Consider the following 13,961-nt stretch of genomic DNA (forward strand, 5'->3'; position numbering starts at 1 on the left):
TATAAGAGACGGACCCTCCCCCGCAAGCGGGAGAGGGCTTGACCGCTCAGATGGCGACCGCCTTTGGCACATCCGCCACCGCGCTCGCCGCCTTGGGCCGCAGGCCCAGCAGGTGGCAGATGGCATAGACGAGGTCGGCGCGGTTCAGCGTATAGAAATGGATATCGGTGACACCGCGATCAACGAGGTCCGTCACCTGCTCGGCGGCCACCGCCGCGGCGATGAGCTTGCGCGTCTCGGCATCGTCGTCGAGCCCCTCGAACCGCCGCAGCAGCCAGGCCGGCACGCTGGCGCCGGTGCGGGTGGCGAAGCTCGAGGCCTGCTTGAAGTTGGTGACGGGCAGGATGCCGGGCACGATGGGAATGTCGATGCCCCGCGCCCGCACCTTGTCGAGGTAGCGGAAATACACGTCGTTCTCGAAGAAGAACTGGGTGATGGCGCGGGTGGCGCCGGCATCCACCTTGGCTTTGAGCACATCAATGTCGGCATCGAGGCTCGCGCTCTCGGGATGCTTCTCCGGATAGGCGGAGACCGACACCTCGAAATCGCCGATGCGCCTGATGCCGGCCACGAGGTCGCTGGCATAGGCATAGCCGCCGGGATGGGGCTCGTAGGCCGTGCCCACCCCGGTGACCGGGTCGCCGCGCAAGGCGACGATATGCTTCACGCCCGCATCGCCATAGGCGCGCACCACGGCGTCGATCTCGTCCCGGGTCGCGGCGACGCAGGTGAGGTGCGCGGCGGGCGCAAGGTCCGTCTCCTTCACGATGCGCTCGACGGTGGCGTGGGTGCGCTCGCGGGTGGAGCCGCCGGCGCCGTAGGTCACCGAGACGAAATCCGGAGACAAGGGTGCCAGCCGGGCGATGGAGGCCCAAAGGGTCTTCTCCATCTCCTCGGTCTTGGGCGGGAAGAACTCGAAGGAGACCTTCACCGGCGGCCGGTCCATCTCCCGGCTCGCCCGGACCGGGGCGGGAGCAAGGGCAGGCGTGGTCATCAGGCAATCTCCCTGTCGGCAAGGTCGGCCCCGGCCATGAGGATGCGCGGATCGCGCGCCAGCCAGAGCGAAACGATGAGCCCGTCTCCCGCCGCGCCGTCGGGCGCGAGGGTGCGGAAGGTAACGAGGTCGAGCCCGGCGTCGGCCAGCCAGCCCTCCACGGTCTCGCGCGGGAAGCCGAGATGGCGGTGGGCGTGGGCGTCGCGCAGGAATTCGAGGCCGTGGGGGGCGAAATCCACCACCAGCAGGCGGCCCCCGGGGCGCAGCACCCGCGCCGCCTCCTTCAGGGCGCGGCGGCCGTCGTCGAGATAGTGCAGTACCTGATGCACGATCACCGCATCGAACGAATCGCGGGGCGCCGGCACGGCATAGATGTCGCTCTGGCGCAGCAGGCAATGACGGATGCCGGCGCGCTCCAGATTGGTGCGGGCGACGCCCAGCATGTCCGGCGACAGGTCGATGCCCATGCCGCGCTCGATGTCGGGGGCGAACACTTCCAGCATGCGCCCCGTGCCGGTGCCGAGATCCAGCAAAGAGCGGATCGGGCCGGCGCCGAGGGACGAATCGAACAGCGCCTGCCGCACCGCCGCCTCCACCGCCGCCTCGGGCACGTGCAGCCGGCGGATCTCGTCCCACTCGCGGGCATGGGCGGTGAAATAGGCCTGCGCCGCAGCGGCGCGCGCCGCCCGCACCGCCACGAGCCGCGCCCGGTCGCCCACCAGCACCGGATCGTCGCGATCCAGCAGGTCGAGGAGCGCGGCGCCGATTCGCCCGCCGGGGCCGTCCGCCGCCCGGCGATAGAAGATCCAGCTCGCCTCCCGGTGCCGCTCCACCAGCCCGGCCTCGGCGAGAAGCTTGAGATGGCGCGAGATGCGCGGCTGGGACTGGCCCAGGATCTCGGTGAGGTCCGAAACGGTCAGTTCCGCCTCGCCCAGCACCGCGACGAGGCGCAGGCGCGTATCCTCGCCCGCCGCCTTGAGGCTTTCGAGCACGGCCGGGAAAGACAAAGGCTGGCGCGACTTCGGATCTGACATAAAGATATCTTTATATCCTAACGTCGCTACATTCAAGCGCTTCTGCCGCGCCATGGCGAAGGGCTTCCGAGTGGAGGGACGAGCCATGCCGATCACGATCAGCGGCGCTGCGCCCAGCGCCATTGCGCCGGCAGGAGAGCGGGCATACACGCTTTTGTCACAGATCGGTGGCGGTGCCGGAATGCCCGGCGCCTCCATATGATATTACCGACGAGGCGTTCGAAAATTTCCGCGCCCCGTTTCCAATTTCGTCACGTTTCACGGTTAACACCTCTGACATGACCTTGCGCCACAAACTCCTCCTCGCCGCCTTCGGGGCATCGGTTCTCACCGCGCCGGCCTTCGGCCAGGGCGCAGCCTATGGCACGAACTACAGCCTGCCCGACAACGGGGCGGACGAAGAGGAGACCGGGACGCTCCCGCCGGGCTCGGTGGGCGGCTACGGCGCGCCCCCGCCCGGCTATTCCGATCCCTATGCCCGTCAGGCGCCCGTTCGCCGCGACCAGGTGGAGCGCACCGACCTTGCTCCTCCCGGCCAGCAGGGCACTCCGGCCTATGGCGCGCCGGCAGCCCAGCCTTATCCGCAGCAGGGTTATCCGCAGCCGGTGCAGCCGGGCTATGCCACGGCGCCCGCCGCGGTCGTGCCCCAGGCCGCCCCCCAGCCCAGCGCCGTGGTCCCGCAGGGCCAGCCCTACGGCAACCAGGCTTATGGCAACCAGGGCTACGGCCAGCAGACCTATGCGGCACCGCAGGCCGGCGGGGCCTATGGCCAGCCGGCCCCGGCGGCCTATGAGCCACCGGCGCAGGCCACCTATGGCGGCTCCGGCCGCGGCGCGGTGGACCAGGACGCCATCTATGCCAGCATCAATGCCGGGCCGCCGCCCGCAGGGGTTTATTCCTCGAATGCCGGCGTCGTGCCCGGCACCACGGAAGCGCCGTCCGGCCCCCGCATCGAAAACGTCGACCCGTCCGAGCCGGTGCCGGACCGTTTCCGCCGCCAGACGGTGGACTACGTGACCACGCAGCCGGCCGGCACCATCGTCATCGATACGCCGAACACCTACCTTTATTACGTGCTGGGTGGCGGCAAGGCGATCCGCTATGGCCTCGGCGTCGGCCGCGATGGCTTCACCTGGGCCGGGACCGAAAAGATCAGCCGCAAGGCGGAATGGGCCGATTGGCGCCCGCCGACCGAGATGATCCAGCGCCAGCCCTACCTGCCGCGCTTCATGGCCGGCGGACCGGGCAATCCGCTGGGCGCGCGCACCATGTATCTCGGCGGCACCATCTACCGCATCCACGGCACCAACGAGCCCCAGACCATCGGCAAGTTCGTGTCCTCGGGCTGCTTCCGCATGCTCAACGCGGACGTGGAAGACCTCTACGACCGCGTGAACGTGGGCACCAAGGTGGTGATCCTTCCCAAGACCGGCGGCTCGCAGGCCAATGCCGGCGCCCCGGCTGCGGTTTCCACCGCTTCGGCCGGCAAGCCCGCGGCCGCGGCCCAGCGCTGATCCCGATCAACGGTCGGCGCGCGACGCGCCGACCGTTTTTGTCCCTGCGCGGATGCGCACCAAGGCCCGTGCGCACCAAGACCCGGTGCCCCTGCATCCCGCATGTGACGGCAATTGCCCCCGTGCCGCGGGGCGCTTCTCCAAAAGCCAAGCTCTGATCCGGACGCCCGAAGGGCGCCGTCCCACTGCACGTGTCATCCCGAATCGGGAGCCGCGCCCCGGAAGGGCAGCCCCCGACAGCGGGCGCCCCCGGGCCGGCCGTGTCGTCGCCCGAGACTGGGGCTTTCGCGCCCCCGCGGGGGCCTTGGCGCTGCCGCCTGCCCGTCCCGTCCGCGCCGATTCGTCCGCTCCTGCGGCGCCGAAGGGGTCGGCGACGTCCCGCGCGCATCTGCCTTCCGCTCGGCCTTCCCTGCTTCCGCCCATTTTGCAGTTGCCGTGCGTGGCAGCTGCACGCCACTGGCGACCTCCTGTAAGATGAGCTTGGGCGAAACCGACTCGTCCCAGCCGGCGAGAGGCCCTTACCCTCGCATCCGGAGACGGCAAAAATGACAATGCCTGCGCAAACTCCTGCATCCACGGTCGCCGACCAGCTCCACGCCGTCCGAGCCAGCTGGGGCTGGTTCGCGGTGCTGGGCCTCGCCTTCATCGTGCTCGGCTTCGTGGCCCTCGCCCATGTGCTCGCCTCCACCTTCGTCACGGTGCTGTATGTGGGCGCGCTGATCCTGGTGGGCGGCGTGGTCCAGGTCATCCACGCCTTCCGCGTCAAGGGCTGGGGCCGCTTCTTCTACTGGCTGCTGGCCGGCGTGCTCTATGTCGTGGCCGGCGCCCTCATGATGTACAATCCGCTGCTCGGCGCCGGCGTGCTCACGCTGATGATCGGCGTGGCGCTGGCGGTCGAGGGCTTCTTCCGCATCGCCGCCGGCATCGGCTCGCGCCCCGGCAAGGGCTGGGGCTTCATCGTGGTATCGGGCGTCGTCACCCTACTGCTGGGCCTCATCATCATCGCCCGCTGGCCGGTGAACTCGGTCTATATCCTCGGCCTGTTCCTCGGCATCGACCTCATCGTCAACGGCGTCGGCACGCTGATGTTCGGCCTTGCCTTGCGCGAGAAGAAGTCCTGAGGCAGGACATGCTCCGCCCGGACCACCGGGCGGAGCACTGCTGATCCAGTATAACCTCCTGCCCGGCCACGGCCGGGGGCGATAGCCGCGACCGGGCGAGGAGGACCGTCCCGGAGGGCACCGGGACAGCTGTTGCGCCACCAGAGCGCACGGGATCCGAGCGGATCCCGGCTCCAGGCGGCGAATTCACTCCGCCGGTCTACTCCGCCGGCTGCGGCAGGGCCGCCGGCGCGGCCGCGTCGTCCGCAACCTTCACGCGGAACCAGGTGGCATAGAGCGCCGGCACCACCAGCAGGGTGAGCACGGTGGCCACCAGCAGGCCGCCCATGATGGTCACCGCCATGGGGCCCCAGAACACGCTCTCCGCGAGCGGGATCATGCCCAGCACCGCCGCCAGAGCGGTGAGCACCACCGGCCGGGCCCGCCGCAGCGTCGCATCCACGATGGCGCGGTGGGGGGTGTGGCCGTCGCGGATGTCGTGGTCGATCTGGTCCACCAGGATCACCGTGTTGCGCATGATCATGCCGGCGAGCGCGATGAGGCCCAGCAGCGCCACGAAGCCGAACGGCTTGTGGGCGATGAGCAGCGCCGCCGCCGCGCCGATGAGCCCGAGCGGCGCCGTGGCCAGCACCAGCGCCAGGCGCGAGAAACTCTGGAGCTGGATCATCAGCAGCGTCAGCATCACGATGATCATCACCGGGAACACGGCCGCCAGCGAGGCATTGGCCTTGGCGCTCTCCTCGATGGAGCCGCCGGTCTCGATGCGATAGCCGGGCGCAAGCTCAGCCTTGATGGCGTCGAGCCGGGGCAGGATGCGGGTGGTCACGTCCGGCGGCTGCACCCCGTCCCGCACGTCGCCGCGCACGGTGAGCACGAGGTCGCGGTCGCGCCGCCAGAGGATGGGCTCCTCGTGGGCATAGACGATGCGCGCCACCTGGCCCAGCGGCACGGCGAGGCCGTTGCGGGTGGTCACGGTCAGGGCCGAGAGGTGCTCCAGGTCCACCCGCTCCTCGGGCACGGCGCGGGCCACCACGTCGATGAGCAGGTTACCCTCGCGGTGCTGGGTCACGGTGTAGCCGGACAGCAGCGTCTGCAGGGTTTCGGCGAGGTCCCGCGGGGTGGTGCCGATGGCGCGGGCGCGGTCCTGATCCACCTTCAGCGTGATGGACTTGACCTGCTCGCCCCAATTGAGGTGCGGGTCGATCATGTCCCTGTCGGACGCCATGAGCACGCGCACCTTCTCGGCGATGTCGCGCACCTTTATGGGGTCCGGCCCCACCACGCGGAACTGCACCGGGAAGCCCACCGGCGGGCCGAAGACGAAGCGGTCCACCCGCACCCGTGCTTCCGCCAGCGCGCCCTCGGCGATGGTGCCGTCGAGCCGGGCCTTGAGCCGCTCGCGGGCCTCGATGTCCTTCGCCACGATGACGATTTGAGCGAAATTCGGGTTCGGCAGCACGGGGTTGAGGCCGAGCCAGAAGCGCGGGGCGCCGCGGCCCACATAAGTTGTGGCCGTCGCCACGTCGGCATCGTCGCCGATCAGGGCCTCCGCCTTCTTCGCGGTGGCCTCGGTCACGGAGATGGAGGTGCCTTCCGGCAGGCGCATCTCCAGGAACAGCTCGGGCCGGGTGGAGGTGGGGAAGAACTGTTGCTGCACAAGGCCGAACGCCACGATGGAGCCGGCGAACATGGCCCCCGTGGCCCCGATCACCAGGAAGCGGTGGCGCAGGCACGCCTCCAGCACCCGGCGCAGCATCCGGTACAGCCGACCATCATGAAGTTCATGGGCATCGGCTTTCTTCATATCGGGAAGCAGCACCGTGCCGAGATAGGGGGTGAAGATCACCGCCACGAACCACGAGGCGATCAGCGCGAAGCCCACCACCCAGAAGATGCCGCCGGCATATTCGCCGGAGGACGACTTGGCGAAGCCCACCGGCAGGAAGCCGGCGGCCGTCACCAGCGTGCCGGTGAGCATGGGGAAGGCGGTGGAAGTCCAGGCGAAGGTGGCCGCGCGCATGCGGTCCCAGCCCTCCTCCATCTTCACCACCATCATCTCGATGGCGATGATGGCGTCGTCCACCAGCAGCCCCAGAGCGATGATGAGGGCGCCGAGCGTGATGCGGTGCAGGTCCATGCCGGATGCGAACATCACCAGGAACACGATGGCCAGCACCAGCGGCACGGAGAGCGCCACCACGATGCCGGTGCGGAAGCCCAGCGACAGGAAGCTCACCACCAGCACGATGACGAGGGCTTCCACGAAGGTCTTCAGGAACTCGCCCACCGAATCGCCGACGATGTGCGGCTGGTCGGCCACCTGGGTCACGTCGATGCCCACGGGCAGCTCGACGGTGGCCTCGGCCATGGCCGCCTTCAGTTCCTCGCCGAGGGTGAGGATGTTGGTGCCCTGCGCCATGGAGACGCCGATACCGATGGCGGGCTGGCCGTGCTGGCGCACCAGGAAGGCGGGCGGGTCCTCATAGCCGCGCTTGACGGTGGCGATGTCGCCGAGGCGCACCAGCGAGCCGCCCGCCGCCACCGGCACCTCGGCGATGGCCTCGGCGCCGGTGAAGGCGCCGGTCAGGCGCAAATTGATGCGGTCGGATCTCGTATCCACCGCCCCGCCCGCCACCACGGCATTCTGCCGGGCGACGCTGTCGAAGATCTGCGCCGGGGTGACGCCGAGATTGGCGAGGCGGGCGTGAGAGAATTCGATATAGATGCGCTCGGGCCGCTCGCCGATGAGATCGACCTTCTCCACGTCCTTCACGCGGAGCAGGCGCTGGCGGATGATCTCGGCCTGCCGCTTCAGCTCGGCCGGGGCGGCGCCCTCCCCGCTCAGCATGTAGAGGGCGGAATAGACATCGCCATACTCGTCGTCGAAGCCGGGGCCGATGACGCCCGCCGGCAGGTCGCCGCGCATGTCGGAGACCTTCTTGCGCACCTGGTACCAGAGGTCCTTCACCTCCCGCGCCGGGGTGGAATCCGCCAGGAAGATCTGCACGAAGGAGACGCCGGGGCGCGAATAGCTCTCCACCCGGTCGAGGTACGGCAGGGATTGCAGCTTCTTCTCGATGGGGTCGGCCACCTGGGCCTGCATCTCGGAAGCGGTGGCTCCCGGCCATGCGGCCTGCACCACCATGACCTTGATGGTGAAGGAGGGGTCCTCGGCCCGGCCGAGATTGAGGTAGGAATAGGCCCCGGCCGCCGCCAGCAGCAGGATGGCGAACAGGGTCAGGGTGCGGTGGGTGACGGCCCAGCGCGACAGGTTGAAGCGCGAGCCGGGTCCCTCGGAGCCCGGGCCGCCCTGCCCCGCAGGGGTATCGTCGCGAGAGCGGTCGGCGGGGCTCATGGCCGGGCCTCCGCGCCGGTCCGCGCCACCTCGGTCTGCGCCACGGTGGTGGTGCCCGGCACCTGCGCGGTGCGCACCTTCTGGCCGGGCAGCAGCGTCTGCACGCCCAGCGTCACCACCTCGTCGCCCGGGGCGACCCCGGCGGCGACCAGCACCTGATCCTCCGTATAGGCTGCGATGGTGACGGGCTTCGCCGCGAGCGTTCGGCTCGCGCCATCCACCACGAACACCTGCGGGCCATGGCCGCGATCAATGACGGCGGACAGGGGCAACCGCGCCACCACCTGCTGCTCCTTCGGGCGCAGGGTAACAGTCGCGGTCATGCCCAGGGCGACCGTCGCATCCGCCCCTTCCAGGGAGAAGCGGGCCGGATAGGTGCGGGAGGTGGAATCGGCCTGGGGCGAAAGCTCGCGCAGCCGTGCGGGGATGCGCCGGCCGGGCTCAGCCCACAGGGAGACGATGGCGTCGGCGGCGCGGGCGTCGGCGAGCGCGGTCTCCGGCAGGGACACCACCGCCTCCTTCTCGTCGAGGCGGGCCACGCGGACGATGGTCTGGCCGGAGGAGACCACCTGCCCCGGCTCGGCGGATGTTGCCACCACCACGCCCGCGGCATCGGCCACGAGATCGGCATAGGAGAGGCGGTTCTCGGCCAGCTCCAGGGACAGCTTCGCCCGTTCGAGGCGACCCACCGCCTCCTCCCTGGCAAGGCTCTTGCGGTCGAGGTCGGCGGCGGAGGCGGCGCCCTTGGCGGTGAGGGAGCGGTAGCGCCCGTCCTCCGCCGTGGTCTGGGCGAGGTTGGCGGTGGCCGCGGCGAGTTCGGCGCGCGCGCTCTCCAGCTCCAGGCGCAGATCCTCCTTGTCGAGGTGGGCCACCACGTCGCCGGCGGCGACCCGGTCGCCCACCTCCACCGTGCGCTGCACCACCTTGCCGCCCACGCGGAAGGCGAGGTCGATCTCCCGTCGCGCCCGGACCACGCCGACGAAGGTCTTCTCGGCGTCACGCGGCCTGAAGGCGACCGTGGTCACCTGAACCGGGCGGGCCACGATCTGGGGCGCGTCCGCCTGAGTCTGGGCGGGCGCTTGCTCGCCGCAGCCGCTCAGGAGCGCAGCCAGGGCCACGAGCGAGCCGGCGAAGAGGCCGGCACCCAACCGGCGCGGTGCGCCGGAGGGCGCATGAAGGTCATGGGCAGCGACGGGCATGGTACGGTCCTGTCAAATATCGAGTTACAGCTCAACGCTGACGAAACTCAACTATCGTCACTTTTAAGGCGCACGAAGCCGCGCGGATCACCCCCATTCAGGGGAAGGGGGTCCGCTCCACCTCGATGCTCCGCAGGATGAAGGTCAGGGAGGCCTTGAGACCAGCCTCCAGATCCTCGTCGATATGCTGCGCCACCAGCACCGGATGGCAGTAGCGCACGCACGCCCCGAGAATGATCTGGCTCGCCATCCCCGGATCGTGCGGCAGGAAAACGCCGCTCTCGATGCCCTCGGCGAGCACCTTGGCGATCATCATGCCGATGCGCGCCTTGTGGGCCTCGATGGCGTCCCAATTGTTCTCCATGGCCACCTGCACCATGTCGTGCACGCGGCGTTCCTCAAGGAAATTTTCCTTGTGATAGCGCATGATGGCGAGATAGGCGGCGATGATACGCTGCTGCGGCGTGCCTTCGCCCGCAAGCACATCGGCAATCTCCGCCTCGCTTTCCAGCAGGGAGCGCTCGCAAATGGTGGCGACAATGGCGGTCTTGGACGGGAAGAAACGGTAGACATTGGCCGCCGACATGCCCAGTTCGGCGGCGATATCCGCCACCGCAGTCTTGGCAAAACCCATGCGACGGAACAATTGCTCCGCCGTCCGCGCGATGCGCTCGCGGGTTTCGTCCGCCGTCTCCCTCACCCTCACGTTCACGCCACCCTCCATCAGAACTGACGAATATCGTAAATCATCAGTTCTGAAATTCCAAGGGGCATGCAGGGCCGCCGCGACGGAAAATTCCGGCGTCCGGCGGGATCGGGTCGCCGCCAGACGCCTGTCGCTCGCCCCGGAGCCAGCGCATTCGTCCGCATCGCCATCAGCGCCGGCCGAGGCTCCGCCCGATCGAAAGAAAGGTTTTATTAACCATAAACTTATCTGGGCTTCTTGAGATATCGATGCAACGTCATCCGGCCCGATGTGCCGCATCGCCCTTCGGCCCGGCAGGCCCGCCGCCCGAGTCGAAAGGCTTTCATTCCAATATGGTAAATGAATTATTTCAGACGCCCGTCAACGATGAGGCACCCGGGCGGAACCGGCTCTCCGGCGAGGGCCGCCGCCACGCACTGCGCGGAGATCCAATTGCCGCGGGCGAGCGCCTCCCGGCTCGATCCCGCCGCGTGGGAGGTGGCCACCACGTCCGCGCGCGCGGCAAGGGCTTCGGCAAGCGGCCGCAGGGCGGGGTCGGCTTCCGCCTCGAACACGTCGAGGCCGGCGCCGGCGATCACGCCTTCCTCCAGCGCGGCGAGGAGGGCCGCGTCGTCGATGAGGCCGCCGCGCGAGGTGTTCACCACCACCGCCCCCGCCTTCATCGCCTTCAGCGCGGCGGCATCCACGACGTGCCGCGTTTGCGGCGTCAGCGGCGCGTGCAGGCTCACCACGTCGCTCTGCGCGATCAGGTCGGCCAGGGGCACGAAGGTGACGCCGGCGGCATCCGGATCCGGCGTGCGGGACGACACCAGCACCCGCACGTCGAAGCCGGACAGGCGGCGGGCCACCTGCCGGCCGATGCGGCCGAAGCCGATCAGCCCCACGGTCTTTCCGGTCAGGTCGGCCCCGCTCACCACCCGCCAGTCGCCGCGCGCGATGGCGGCGTCGCTTGCCTTGAGACGCCGGAGCACCGCCAGCATCAAAGCGAGGGTGTGGTCGGCCACCGCCGGATCGTTCGCCCCCGCCGCGATGGTGACCACGCGGCCGAGGTCGCGCGCCGCCGCCACGTCCACCCGGTCGTAGCCGACGCCGCGCCGGGCGATCACCTTGAGCTGCGGATGAGCGGCGAGCACGTCGCGCGTCACCGCCCGCAGGCCGACCACCCAGGCCACCGCGCCATCCAGCATGGCGTTCAGGTCGGCGTCGGGAATGTGGGTATCGACCGCGTCGCCCGGCAGTCCGGAGGGCACGACCTCAAGGCCCTGCTCCTCCAGGAAGCGGGCGGCGGCATCATCGAACAGGCGGGTGGTGACGAGAACCCTGGGGCGGGAGGCGGACAACTGAGCAAACCTTTCGGGAGGCGGCAACCGCCCCTCCTCTCTTGCCGCGCCGCGCAGATCAACCCTGCCCGAGGCAAGGCAGGGTTGTTGAAATGCCGGTTGTCGAAACGCCGGCACGCAAAAGGCGGCGCTTTCGGCGCCGCCCTGAAGGAAGGGGGCGAAACCTGTTCGCCCCCGAAGCCCGCCGGCCCGGCGGGCTTTGATCAGGCAACCCTCGTCAGGCGGCCTGAGCCGGCCCCACCGCGCCCTCGATGCTCTTCGGCGCCTCGGCGCCCGCACCGGCGGCGATGGGGATGATACGGGGCTTCTTCGCCTCGGGAATGGTGCGCACGAGGTCCACGTGCAGAAGGCCATTCTCAAGTACGGCGCCCTTCACCTCCACATGGTCGGCAAGCTGGAAGCGTCGCTCGAAGGCGCGCGCCGCGATGCCGCGATACAGCATCTGGCCCGCCTCGGAGGTCTCGACCGCCTTCTTCTCGCCCTTCAGGGTCAGGGTATTCTCCTTCACCTCAATGCCGAGTTCGGCCTCGGTGAAGCCCGCCACCGCCACCGTGATGCGATAGGCGTTCTCGCCCGTACGCTCGATGTTGTAGGGCGGGTAGGCTGGAGCCGCGTCCACGCCTCCCACGGAATCGAGCAGCGAAAACAGCCGGTCGAAGCCGACGGTGTTGCGATACAGCGGAGACAGATCAAATGTGCGCATGGCATATCCTCCTTTGAAGCGACATGCGGGACCCGCATCTAGCCGGGTCCGGTCCCGGCGCCGTCAGGTTTGCCCGGCGCCTTCCGGGGATGTGGGGAGGCCGTTTTCGGGCGTCAAGGGGCCGGCCGGAGCGGGCAGCTTTCCTGAACCGCAGATGAACGGCCACGTCGGATTGCGTTCAAGCTGGGCCGCTAGACTTCTCCTCCTACGTGAAGCTCCATCCGCCGATGCGGCGGAAAGGGGAGGAGCAGGCGATGCGCGCCGGGCCGGCTGCCATTTCAGCCTTCCTGCTGGCAGCGCTGGCGATGCCGGCGCCGCCGGTCGGCGCCCAGTGCGCCCTCGAGGCGTCCCAGGCGCCCTCCCTTCCCGCGGGCCCGGCCGGACGCGAGGTCGCGGCGGCCCGCGAAACCCGGGCCGGCATGATCACGCCGGGCGCAACCCGCAGCCGCCTTGGACATGCGACGGAGGTGCTGGCCGTCCAGGCCGGCTCCCCGCTCAAGCTGACCCGGCCCGATGCCTACGTGCCCTATCAGGCGCGGCCGCCGGGCGCCCCTCCCCTCAGGTCCGAGGAAGTCGCGGCGAGCCTGGTGGCCCGCGGCTTCGTGGACGTGAGCGCCGTGCGCCAGCGCGGGCGCAGCTTCCTCGCCGAGGCCACCGGGCCGCGCGGCGAACGGGTGCGCCTGGTGCTGGATGCGGACAGCGGCGAGATCAACGGCATGCAGGTGATCGGCTTCCGCCCCGCCGCCCCGTGACCAAAGGCGACGGGCGAAGCCTTCCCCTCGCCGGCCGGTGACCGGGGACCTTGGCAGGGGAGGCGGGCATCGGAGGCGAGGGGCGAAGGCCGCGATTGTGAAGGCCCCGCCAAGCGTGTAACCCTCGCGCATCGGGCCGGGCCTTCCGGCTTGCGGTTCATCGGAGCATCTTCCGTTCGCCCCGGCTCGCGGCGCATGCTCCTGCCCCAGCATCCCTGCGTTTCGTCCCCCGATCCGGTATCCCTTCGCCCGAAACCGCTCCAGAGCCGCGCCGAAGCCCCGCATGACCCTGTTCGCCCTTCCCAACCATCCGGTGCCCGACGGCTGCGTGGCCAGTGAGCTGGTTGCCGCCGACGGTGTGAAGCTGCGCTTTGCCCGCTGGGCGCCCGAGGGCGGCGCCAAAGGCGGCACCAGGGGCACGGTCGCCCTGTTCGGCGGCCGGTGCGAGTTCATCGAGAAATATTTCGAGGTGGTGCGCGAGCTGCGCTCCCGCGGCTTCGCCGTGGCGATGGTGGACTGGCGCGGCCAGGGCGGCTCCCAGCGGCTGCTGCGCAATCCGCTGAAGGGCCACGTCACCCGCTTCTCCGACTATCTCCTCGACCTGGAGGTGTTCGCCCGCGAGGTGCTGCTGCCCGATTGCCCGCCGCCGCACTTCGCGCTGGCCCATTCCATGGGCGCCGCGATTCTCCTCTCATCGGTGCTGGAGGGCCAGCGCTGGTTCGACCGCATGGTTCTCACCGCGCCCATGCTGGGGCTGGACATGGTGCCGTTGGAGGGCATCGTGCGCCCCCTGTCCATCGCCCTCGCCCATCTCGGCTTCGCCCGTTCCTACGTGCCGGGCGGCCACGGGCGCGCGCTGTCGCGCATGCGTTTCGAGGGCAACCTGCTGACCTCGGACCGCGCCCGGTTCGAGCGGACACAGGCGCTGGCCAGCACCTTCCCGATGCTGGACCTCGGCGCGCCGACCATGGGCTGGCTCGCCGGGGCCGAGGCCACCATGGCGATGCTGACGCATCCCGACACCATCAGCCGGATCCGCCAGCCTCTGCTCATCATCGCCGCCGGGGGCGAGCGGCTGGTGTCGAACAAGGCCATCGAGCATTTCGCGGCCCGGCTCATCGCCGGCGCCCATGTGGTGGTGCCGGCCAGCCGCCACGAGCTGATGATGGAGAAGGACATCTTCCGCGCCCAGTTCTGGGCCGCGTTCGACGCCTTCATCCCCGGCACGCCGATCCTGTGAGGC

The 13,961-nt window shown here is 69.6% G+C and carries 11 protein-coding genes; 4 read left to right on the plus strand and 7 right to left on the minus strand.

Translation table 11 applies throughout. From position 1 onward, the window contains the following. Positions 1-46: 46 nt before the first annotated feature. Together metF and K9U40_RS12740 are read right to left on the minus strand one after the other, a co-directional pair. A complete protein-coding gene (metF, locus tag K9U40_RS12735) occupies positions 47-994 on the minus strand; it encodes a methylenetetrahydrofolate reductase [NAD(P)H] (RefSeq protein ID WP_282890567.1) in 948 nt (315 codons plus the stop codon). Further along, positions 994-2,028 carry an ArsR/SmtB family transcription factor gene (locus tag K9U40_RS12740; protein WP_282890568.1) on the minus strand — a complete coding sequence of 345 codons (1,035 nt, stop codon included), beginning with the start codon at positions 2,026-2,028 and terminating at the stop codon, positions 994-996. The genes metF and K9U40_RS12740 overlap by 1 nt, the downstream gene beginning before the upstream one ends. A gap of 278 nt (positions 2,029-2,306) precedes the next feature. On the opposite strand from K9U40_RS12740, the gene K9U40_RS12745 reads away from it, so the two are divergent. Next, the gene (locus tag K9U40_RS12745) at positions 2,307-3,542 is read left to right on the plus strand and encodes a L,D-transpeptidase (protein WP_282890569.1); all 1,236 of its coding nucleotides are present in this window, start codon (positions 2,307-2,309) and stop codon (positions 3,540-3,542) included. Positions 3,543-4,087: 545 nt separating this feature from the next. Next, positions 4,088-4,663 (plus strand): HdeD family acid-resistance protein, encoded by a 576-nt coding sequence (locus tag K9U40_RS12750; RefSeq protein WP_282890570.1) that lies wholly within the window; start codon positions 4,088-4,090, stop codon positions 4,661-4,663. Positions 4,664-4,862: 199 nt separating this feature from the next. Here the strand turns inward: K9U40_RS12750 and K9U40_RS12755 are convergent, their stop codons facing one another. The 5 genes from K9U40_RS12755 to K9U40_RS12775 all read right to left on the minus strand — a co-directional run bounded on the left by K9U40_RS12755 (position 4,863) and on the right by K9U40_RS12775 (position 11,966). Next, positions 4,863-8,018, minus strand: coding sequence for an efflux RND transporter permease subunit (locus tag K9U40_RS12755; protein WP_282890571.1), 3,156 nt, complete (start codon positions 8,016-8,018; stop codon positions 4,863-4,865). Next, positions 8,015-9,217 carry an efflux RND transporter periplasmic adaptor subunit gene (locus K9U40_RS12760; protein WP_282890572.1) on the minus strand — a complete coding sequence of 401 codons (1,203 nt, stop codon included), beginning with the start codon at positions 9,215-9,217 and terminating at the stop codon, positions 8,015-8,017. The genes K9U40_RS12755 and K9U40_RS12760 overlap by 4 nt, the downstream gene beginning before the upstream one ends. Before the next feature lie 97 nt (positions 9,218-9,314). Further along, a complete protein-coding gene (locus K9U40_RS12765) occupies positions 9,315-9,929 on the minus strand; it encodes a TetR/AcrR family transcriptional regulator (protein WP_282890573.1) in 615 nt (204 codons plus the stop codon). 338 nt (positions 9,930-10,267) lie between these two features. Then, on the minus strand, positions 10,268-11,263 hold the full coding sequence (locus K9U40_RS12770) for a phosphoglycerate dehydrogenase (protein WP_282890574.1): 996 nt from the start codon (positions 11,261-11,263) through the stop codon (positions 10,268-10,270). 217 nt (positions 11,264-11,480) lie between these two features. Continuing rightward, on the minus strand, positions 11,481-11,966 hold the full coding sequence (locus K9U40_RS12775; RefSeq protein ID WP_282890575.1) for an Hsp20 family protein: 486 nt from the start codon (positions 11,964-11,966) through the stop codon (positions 11,481-11,483). A 254-nt stretch (positions 11,967-12,220) separates the two neighbouring features. Here K9U40_RS12775 and K9U40_RS12780 point away from each other — a divergent pair, with 254 nt between their 5' ends. Further along, entirely contained in the window at positions 12,221-12,718 is a 498-nt protein-coding gene (locus K9U40_RS12780) for a hypothetical protein (RefSeq protein ID WP_282890576.1), read from the plus strand. Between the two features lie 283 nt (positions 12,719-13,001). After that, positions 13,002-13,958: an alpha/beta fold hydrolase gene (locus K9U40_RS12785; protein WP_282890577.1), complete on the plus strand. Its 957-nt coding sequence runs from the start codon at positions 13,002-13,004 to the stop codon at positions 13,956-13,958. Positions 13,959-13,961: the final 3 nt, after the last annotated feature.

This window comes from Xanthobacter autotrophicus, assembly GCF_030015065.1.
GTDB classification, from domain to species: Bacteria; Pseudomonadota; Alphaproteobacteria; order Rhizobiales; family Xanthobacteraceae; genus Xanthobacter; species Xanthobacter autotrophicus_D.

Coding starts and splice junctions, on each gene's coding strand:
- K9U40_RS12750 (WP_282890570.1), top strand. CDS start 4,088: ATGACAATGCCTGCGCAAACTCCTGCATCCACGGTCGCCGACCAGCTC.
- K9U40_RS12775 (WP_282890575.1), bottom strand. CDS start 11,966: ATGCGCACATTTGATCTGTCTCCGCTGTATCGCAACACCGTCGGCTTC.
- metF (WP_282890567.1), bottom strand. CDS start 994: ATGACCACGCCTGCCCTTGCTCCCGCCCCGGTCCGGGCGAGCCGGGAG.
- K9U40_RS12745 (WP_282890569.1), top strand. CDS start 2,307: ATGACCTTGCGCCACAAACTCCTCCTCGCCGCCTTCGGGGCATCGGTT.
- K9U40_RS12785 (WP_282890577.1), top strand. CDS start 13,002: ATGACCCTGTTCGCCCTTCCCAACCATCCGGTGCCCGACGGCTGCGTG.
- K9U40_RS12755 (WP_282890571.1), bottom strand. CDS start 8,018: ATGAGCCCCGCCGACCGCTCTCGCGACGATACCCCTGCGGGGCAGGGC.
- K9U40_RS12760 (WP_282890572.1), bottom strand. CDS start 9,217: ATGCCCGTCGCTGCCCATGACCTTCATGCGCCCTCCGGCGCACCGCGC.
- K9U40_RS12780 (WP_282890576.1), top strand. CDS start 12,221: ATGCGCGCCGGGCCGGCTGCCATTTCAGCCTTCCTGCTGGCAGCGCTG.
- K9U40_RS12740 (WP_282890568.1), bottom strand. CDS start 2,028: ATGTCAGATCCGAAGTCGCGCCAGCCTTTGTCTTTCCCGGCCGTGCTC.